This window comes from Leptolyngbya sp. FACHB-60, assembly GCF_014695775.1.
Classification (GTDB): domain Bacteria; phylum Cyanobacteriota; class Cyanobacteriia; order Phormidesmidales; family Phormidesmidaceae; genus Nodosilinea.
The window spans coordinates 1-7,367 of record NZ_JACJOX010000081.1 but is presented as its reverse complement, the minus strand read 5'-3'; the positions used below and the strand labels follow the sequence as shown (position 1 = coordinate 7,367).

At 51.1% G+C, this 7,367-nt stretch carries 8 protein-coding genes and 2 pseudogenes; 5 read left to right on the top strand and 5 right to left on the bottom strand.

The features are described 5' to 3' along the window. The first annotated feature begins 567 nt into the window (after positions 1-567). The 5 genes from H6F57_RS26895 to H6F57_RS26875 all read left to right on the top strand — a co-directional run bounded on the left by H6F57_RS26895 (position 568) and on the right by H6F57_RS26875 (position 3,870). The gene (locus H6F57_RS26895) at positions 568-1,254 is read left to right on the top strand and encodes a type 1 glutamine amidotransferase domain-containing protein (protein WP_190507894.1); all 687 of its coding nucleotides are present in this window, start codon (positions 568-570) and stop codon (positions 1,252-1,254) included. Positions 1,255-1,355: 101 nt separating this feature from the next. Next, a complete protein-coding gene (locus tag H6F57_RS26890) occupies positions 1,356-1,973 on the top strand; it encodes an FMN-dependent NADH-azoreductase (RefSeq protein WP_190507893.1) in 618 nt (205 codons plus the stop codon). 41 nt (positions 1,974-2,014) lie between these two features. Then, positions 2,015-2,593 carry an antibiotic biosynthesis monooxygenase gene (locus H6F57_RS26885; RefSeq protein ID WP_190507892.1) on the top strand — a complete coding sequence of 193 codons (579 nt, stop codon included), beginning with the start codon at positions 2,015-2,017 and terminating at the stop codon, positions 2,591-2,593. Positions 2,594-2,629: 36 nt separating this feature from the next. Beyond that, positions 2,630-2,905 carry a UBP-type zinc finger domain-containing protein gene (locus tag H6F57_RS26880; RefSeq protein WP_190507891.1) on the top strand — a complete coding sequence of 92 codons (276 nt, stop codon included), beginning with the start codon at positions 2,630-2,632 and terminating at the stop codon, positions 2,903-2,905. Positions 2,906-2,940: 35 nt separating this feature from the next. Beyond that, on the top strand, positions 2,941-3,870 hold the full coding sequence (locus tag H6F57_RS26875; RefSeq protein ID WP_190507890.1) for a DUF5996 family protein: 930 nt from the start codon (positions 2,941-2,943) through the stop codon (positions 3,868-3,870). 507 nt (positions 3,871-4,377) lie between these two features. Here the strand turns inward: H6F57_RS26875 and H6F57_RS26870 are convergent. The 5 genes and pseudogenes from H6F57_RS26870 to H6F57_RS26855 form a co-directional block, all read right to left on the bottom strand. Beyond that, positions 4,378-4,779 carry a RidA family protein gene (locus H6F57_RS26870; RefSeq protein WP_190507889.1) on the bottom strand — a complete coding sequence of 134 codons (402 nt, stop codon included), beginning with the start codon at positions 4,777-4,779 and terminating at the stop codon, positions 4,378-4,380. Between the two features lie 230 nt (positions 4,780-5,009). After that, positions 5,010-5,129: a hypothetical protein gene (locus tag H6F57_RS28565; protein ID WP_347276004.1), complete on the bottom strand. Its 120-nt coding sequence runs from the start codon at positions 5,127-5,129 to the stop codon at positions 5,010-5,012. Between the two features lie 116 nt (positions 5,130-5,245). Then, positions 5,246-5,292: pseudogene (locus H6F57_RS28560) on the bottom strand (hypothetical protein); the annotation flags it as partial. A gap of 433 nt (positions 5,293-5,725) precedes the next feature. Further along, on the bottom strand, positions 5,726-6,616 hold the full coding sequence (locus H6F57_RS26860; protein ID WP_190507888.1) for an alpha/beta hydrolase: 891 nt from the start codon (positions 6,614-6,616) through the stop codon (positions 5,726-5,728). 120 nt (positions 6,617-6,736) lie between these two features. Beyond that, positions 6,737-7,213 (bottom strand): annotated as a pseudogene (locus H6F57_RS26855) (shikimate dehydrogenase); the annotation flags it as partial. Positions 7,214-7,367: the final 154 nt, after the last annotated feature.

Genomic DNA, 7,367 nt, shown 5'->3' with positions numbered 1-7,367 from the left:
ACATCGCTACCGGATTTTGCATTCAGACAGGGATGGTCGATCGGTTGTATGAATGTACTTTCGATCAAACTCGGATTCTAACTTAAGTTAGAGCCAGCCTTCTACTCTGCGATAGCATGGTTAATCTATCAATTTGCACTGTAAAAAATTTAACTTGCTATAGGCGACAGCTTGAAGGCAACCACCTACATTGATTTTGTGCAAACAGCCATGCAAATGGATCGAGCAAGTAAATTGCACAGTTTCATGCTTGAAGGCATGAATATTCAAGGTGCAACTGGGCGAATGCTCTTTGGGCATGTGACACGAAAATCTTAACTCTGTGCTTAACTTGCGGATCTTAAGTGATGAAATTTGGCGTTGTCTTGCAGACTCAGTTCATGGCGCGATCGCTTACGTCATCAACCCTTGAGGGTAAACAGACGTTTCACTTAAAAGCACAAGCAGAGATGTTTAGCTTTTGATTTCATTCTGCAATTGGCCCTAGTCGAGCTGATCGGCGGTTAGCGACTAAGCCCCATCGCCGTTTTGACCACAACTTGCAATTCATTTAACTCAGGAATAACCATGAAAATTTTGATGATTTTGACCTCCCACGACCAGCTAGGAGACACCGGCAAAAAAACTGGCTTCTGGCTAGAAGAATTCGCGGCCCCTTACTACGTGTTCAAAGATGCTGGAGCCGACATTACCCTAGCCTCGCCCCAGGGCGGGCACCCCCCGCTAGACCCCAAAAGCGATGAGCCTGACGCCCAAACCGAGGCCACCGCTCGCTTTAGCAAGGATTCTGACGCCCAAAAAGCTCTGGCCAACACCGCTGTGCTGGCTACGCTGTCAGCTGCCGACTACGACGCCGTGTTTTACCCCGGTGGCCACGGCCCACTGTGGGATCTCGCCGACGATACCCACTCCATTGCCTTGATCGAAGCCTTCTATGGGGCCAATAAGCCCGTGGCCGCCGTGTGCCACGCCCCTGGGGTGCTGCGCGATGCCAAAGCGCCCGATGGTAAGCCTTTGGTGCAAAATAAAGGCGTAACCGGCTTCACCAACAGCGAGGAAGATGCCGTGGGCCTGACCGATGTAGTGCCCTTTCTGGTAGAAGACATGCTAAAGCAGAACGGCGGCAACTACTCTAAAGCCGAGGATTGGCAGATCCACGTGGTGCATGACGGCCTCCTGATCACCGGGCAAAATCCGGCCTCTTCCGAGACGGCGGCCCAAGCCGTGCTACAAGCGCTGAGCGTCGCTCGGTAAACGAGCCTGGGTGAGTTCGACCACGGCCTGCACCAGTTTTTCGAGATCGAGGGGTTTGCTGAGGCCGCTGCATTCTTCATTCACAATCTGAGATTTATTCTATGACCCACATTCTCCATTTAGATGCGAGTCCGCGTGGCGATCGCTCCATCTCTCGCACGCTCTCTAGAGAGTTCATTGACCAGTGGAAAACCACTCATCCCAACGACACCATCACCTACCGTGATATTGGGCACTACCCTGTTCCTTTTGTGAGCGAAGACTGGATCGCGGCTGCATTTACTCCCTCCGATCAACATACACCTGAGTTAGCCGCTGCAATTCAAATTTCCGACGAATTGATCGACGAGTTTTTATCAGCCGATCGCTACGTTTTCAGTATCCCCATGTATAACTTCAGCATTCCCGCTAACTTCAAAGCCTATCTTGACCAGATTGTGCGAGCGGGACGTACATTCTCCGTTGATGAAACAGGTTACAAGGGACTGGTTCACAACAAGAAAATGACGATCATTATGGCTCAAGGCGGAGCCTACCCCGAAGGTAGCCCGACTCATGCCTATGATTTACAAACACCCTATCTAAAACTCATTTTTGGGTTTATTGGGATAACGGATGTTGAGTTCGTCTATGCCGATAGCTTGAATATGGGGGATGAAGCCCGTGAGCTGGCGATCGCTAATGCCCAATCTGCTTTAAGAGCAGCGATCGCGCATTAACTATCATCACTTTTTGGGTAGCTAAAGTTTTGAGGTCATGTGTGATGCTAGATCCACTGGTTGTGGGTACCGACGAAGACACCTATCAGGTAACCGCCATTATTTCTCACCTCATTCGAACTGGGCGTGAACAGGGGTATGAGGAGTGGTTGCACGGAATTGCGATTGCTGCCCACCAATTTAAGGGACATTTAGGGGTGAGTGTGATCCGTCCCGGTGATCACGCTCATCCTGAATATGTGGCAATTGTCAAATTTGATCATTACGACAACCTCAAAGCCTGGCTAGAATCCAGCGTGCGGCAAGAATGGTTAGAGCGGTTACAACCTTTGATTGAAAAGCCTGAAACCATTCAAACCCTGACAGGTCTAGAAACCTGGTTCATGCTTCCCAACAAACCGATGAAGGCTCCACCTCCGCGCTACAAAATGGCAATCGTGACATGGCTGGGAGTGTTTTTCACGATATCTATTCTCAATCGTTTGCTAGTACCGCTCTTAGCGGAGCTTCCGGCATTGCTTAGAACGTTGTTAGTTACAGGTCTAACGGTTGCCCTGCTCACCTACGTGATTATGCCGCGCCTCACCCAACTCTTTCGCAGATGGCTGTATCCCATTTGATCAAGTACATATCTTGCACATTCACAGGAATCCTCGATGTCTTGTCAACACCTGAACGAATTGACGCTAGAGGATATGATTTCAAAAGCCAATTACCCGGTATTTCGCTGTGAGGAATGCCTTCGAGTTGGCGATCGCTGGGTTCACTTGAGAATTTGCCAAACCTGCGGCAAAATGCTGTGCTGCGACTCGTCTAAAAATCAACACGCTCGCCGCCATTACGAAGAGAGCGGACACACGGTGATCAGTTCAGCCGAATTGGGAGAACAATGGCTGTGGTGTTTTGCCGACGAACAACAGAAGAACTATTGATCACGTACCCCTTTTCTACTCGCGAGGAAACCATAATGTCAAATCAGCCTGCCCTAACAGATATTTGGCCGAGTTTACCCCTAGACGCATGGCAGGATACCTATGCCACCCTACACATGTGGACGCAAATCATCGGCAAAATCCGATTGGCCCAAACTCCGTGGATTAATCATTCCTGGCATATTCCCCTCTATTTAACCGTTCGGGGACTGACCACTTCCACGATTCCCTATGGTAGCCGGATCTTTCAAATCGACTTCGATTTCATCGATCATGAGCTGCTGATTCAAACCAGCGAAGGGGCAAGACGGGTGATCGCTCTCTACCCTCGCTCTGTCGCTGATTTCTACCAGAACGTGATGGAAACGCTCAGTGCACTCGACCTTCATATCACCATTAACACCAAACCGAACGAAGTTTCAGATCCGATTCAATTTGAGCAGGATGAAACCCATGCTGCTTATGATGCGGACTATGCCAATCGATTCTGGCGAGTGCTGCTACAGTCCGATCGCGTCTTTCGAGAATTTCGTTCACATTTTTCCGGCAAGGTTAGTCCCGTTCATTTTTTTTGGGGAAGTTTTGATTTAGCCGTGACTCGCTTTTCTGGGCGATCGGCTCCAGAGCATCCGGGAGGGGTGCCAAATTTGCCGGATGTAGTGGCAAAGGAAGCCTACTCCCAGGAAGTCAGTAGTGCTGGATTCTGGCCCGGAGCCGGATTATCATACCCAGCGTTTTTTTCCTATGCGTACCCAGAACCCGATGGGTTTAAGCAGGCTGAGGTTCGTCCCGATGCTGCATTTTACAATAAGGAACTGGGTGAATTTATTTTGCCCTATGACGCTGTCCGTGAGGCAGAATCACCCGATCAGGCGTTGTTAGATTTCTTGCAAAGCACCTACGAAGCTGCCGCCAGGTTAGGCAACTGGAATCAAAAGGAACTTCAGCAGTTGACGTTTAAGTAGCAACTGCATTTCTTAATTGCGTTTGACTGGCAGATCTTCAGTGGTGAAATGTAGGAAAATTTCGCAGACTGGCTTATTGGACGCTTAAACCTTGAGCGTGAAGGTCAATGCCGATGAACCTATGGCAATACTCCAATTTTGGGAACCCGTCAGGGCATACTGCTGCGATTGCTTCCCTGGGAATGCAGATAAACTCAATTTTCTCCTCACCCTGTAAGGAACTCGTTGGCAATACACCAATGGTGTTCAAAGTCTGGCAGCCATCAGCCTCGACACCTTCCTTAATACCGGACACTTTGCCCTAGAAGAGTGTGGAGATGCGATCGCGAATCATATCCGTTGTTTTATGACCACTCACGTTGCGTGATCAAAGGCTATCTTACGAAATCACCCAACATGAAGGCAAACATCCTATGAATAGGTTCGCGCTCAAGAACGGCATCCGGCTGTTTCTCATCGTCACGCTCTTTCTACGCACAAGCGACAGCGCTGCCGTTTATGCGAACCTCACAGAACAATTGCAGTAACGCGGATTTCAATCCGCATCGTTGGCAGTCCAAGCGCCGCGACTCCTATCTGTGTCCAAATGGAGACGTGGTTGGGCATGTAGTGGAGATATAGCCTAACCATCGCATCGTTAACCTCCGCGGGCAACCCGCCAACATGGTAAGAATTAACGTGAACCACATGCTCCCAACTAGCACCGGCAGTCGCCAACGTTCGCTCTACGTTCTGAAACGCTTGAGCAATCTCGTCCGCAAGCAATTCGGGAATTTGCAGATCGTCATTCCAACCACCTTGGCCAGATGTCTCCACGCGATCGCCAATTTTTACCGCTTGCGAGTAATGCAATTCATCCAGCATGTATTCCCCATACCCGGGGGTGGCAAAAAACTCGGGCTTATCCATGGTGTTTCTCTGTTCAGTACGATTGTCGATAGTGGCTTCTAAATCCTTAGTTTTGGCACTGGAGGCAACCCACACTATGGCGAGTACTGCTGTAGCTTTTGCGAGTGAGCAGGGTTCTCCTAGCGGGGGCTGTTGGACCTGCGTCGTGCATGGGTAGGTCAAGATCTCGTGGGTGATTAGAAGAAACGTGAGACATGGTGATTTGCTCGTTTAATCTGGTTGCTGATAGTTCAGCCCATACCGGCGAGCACCATTACCGGAATCGTGGGCAGGTTGAAGACGACATGAACGACGACAGCGGGCCAGACCGAGCCACTGCGGCGCAGCAGCTCGGCACCGACAAGACTCATTACCACAGCTGAAGGGAAGACGATATTGATGCCGTGATCGAGGGCGAAAATCCAACGTGCTGCCCACGACTCCGATGAACGGACCGTAGCGCAGCAGCGCGTTGGCGACGACGCCCCGGAAGAGCAGCTCCTCGCCAAGGGGTGTGAGGAGACCGAGGAACATCGTCGCCAGAATTAGAGACAGTATTCCGCCACTGCCACCTTCGGCGTACATGGTCTGAGGGGTGGAGCTATCCCCGGTGATGGCGATGTAGGTCAGGTCCGCCAGACCTTTGACCACGAAGGTGACCACTCCCGCCCCAGCCCCGGTGATGAGCCAGCGTCTGGAGGTTCGGCGAACGCCAAAGGCGCGCAGGGGACGGATGCGGAGCAGCACAGCGGCAGCAAACCCGGCGATGCCAGCGACACCAGACAGCGCAGTGAAGACCAATCCGTAGACCACGGGGTCGAGCCCGAGCCGCGATAGCTGCGAGCCACCTCCGTACCCGACGATTGCGCAGACGACGAGACCGACAACGACTTCGAGCCAGTCTGGACGGGAGACTTTGTTTGGTGCGGACGCGGCGGGGGTCTTCTGCGGGTGGTCAGAAGACACTTTAGACATGGTGACGAATTCCTTTGATCTTAGAACTGAGCTGAAGAAAGTCTAGTAACACGGGATTGACCTGATCAGCGTGAGTCCTGTTGATGGCGTGCGGTCCGCCAGGAATGACAACATGTTGACTGTTTTTAATCAGCTTCAGGAGTCTTGCTGCGGTGGACTCAAGCGGCAAAATGCGATCGCTATCTCCATAAATGATCAAAGTTGGCACGTCAATGCGGGGCAGATCATCACGAAAATCAGTCAGCCAGGCCGGTACACCATCTAACGTTCCTTTGGTAGACGCACCGACGGCAACATTCCAACTGGCCTGAATGGCATCGTCGCTAATGCGCTGGTGTAACCTCTCGGAACGAGAATCGTCAAGCAACATATTCACCTTGAAGAATTCTCTGAAAAACGCAGCAAAATAGGCTGGAAGATCTTCAAAAATCGCTTTCATGATGCCATCGAAAATGCTTTGGTCAACGCCTTCGAGATTATCATCGATCTTCAGCAAAAAGGGCGGCACTGGGGCCATCAGAACGGCTTTCTGCACCCGCTCTGAGCCATATTTGCCAAGATAGCGCATGACTTCGCCTGTTCCCGTTGAAAAGCCGACTAACACAGCATCATGTAAGCCAAGCTTGGTCATTAGCACGTTCAAATCTGCTGCAAACGTATCGTAGTCATAGCCAAACGAGGGTTGGCTAGAAGCACCAAACCCTCGGCGATCGTAGGTAATCACTCGATACCCCGCATTTAGCAGCACTAAAACCTGCTTTTCCCAGGAATAACCGTTGAGGGGAAATCCGTGAATGAGAACAATCGGTTGACCTGTCCCAATATCTTCGTAGTAGAGATCAATGGTTGCAGAATCTTCTTGGCCAACACTAACGTAAGGCATTGAAATCTCCTATGAATACCGCATTGGATTCTCGTCTGATTAACCAAAGTGTAATGAGTTTTAATGCACGGTTTCTTTCAGATTTTTAGGATATTTTGTCAAATTCTTACGCGATAATCTTCAGGACACAGCGCTGATCAATTCCTCGCTTTTCGCCCAAAGCTGCTTAGCTTTGTTAGCGTCGAGCGCATACGACCTGACGCCGTCGGCAAATGGATTGGGCGTGTCGTCGATCGGCGCGATCGCGCAATCTTCAAGACAGTATTCACCAATCTCGTCTTTGTTAGCCACGACTGCGGCCCAGACCGACGTTGCGGCTGCCTGCGGAATTTCTTTCAACGCTTTCGGCGGCAGTCCCGCTTCGGTGCGCGCTGCGTCAACCGTCTGCAAAAGGCCCTGCAAGTCCTCCGGCGAGAAATGGCGGGGTAGATCCGTCAGACTGTTTCCGGGCATCACCGAAGCAGCCTGAAGGCCGCGATCGCGATGCCGCCTGTCAAACTCCACAGCGAACAATGAATTGGTGGTTTTCGACCGGCTATAAGCGACCCACGGATCGTACGCCTGCTCCTCGAAATTCGGATCGTCCCAGTCGATGTTGGTAGCGCGCCTGGAGCGACCACCCAGCGCCCATTGACTGGTATAGCAGCCAAAGGTGTTATTAGGACAGTATAGAAAAGTCGTGTCTCCACTGTACCCCTACGCCCAATGCCAGCCGCCTATAGTGATGACTTACGGGATAAAGTGCTTGCCG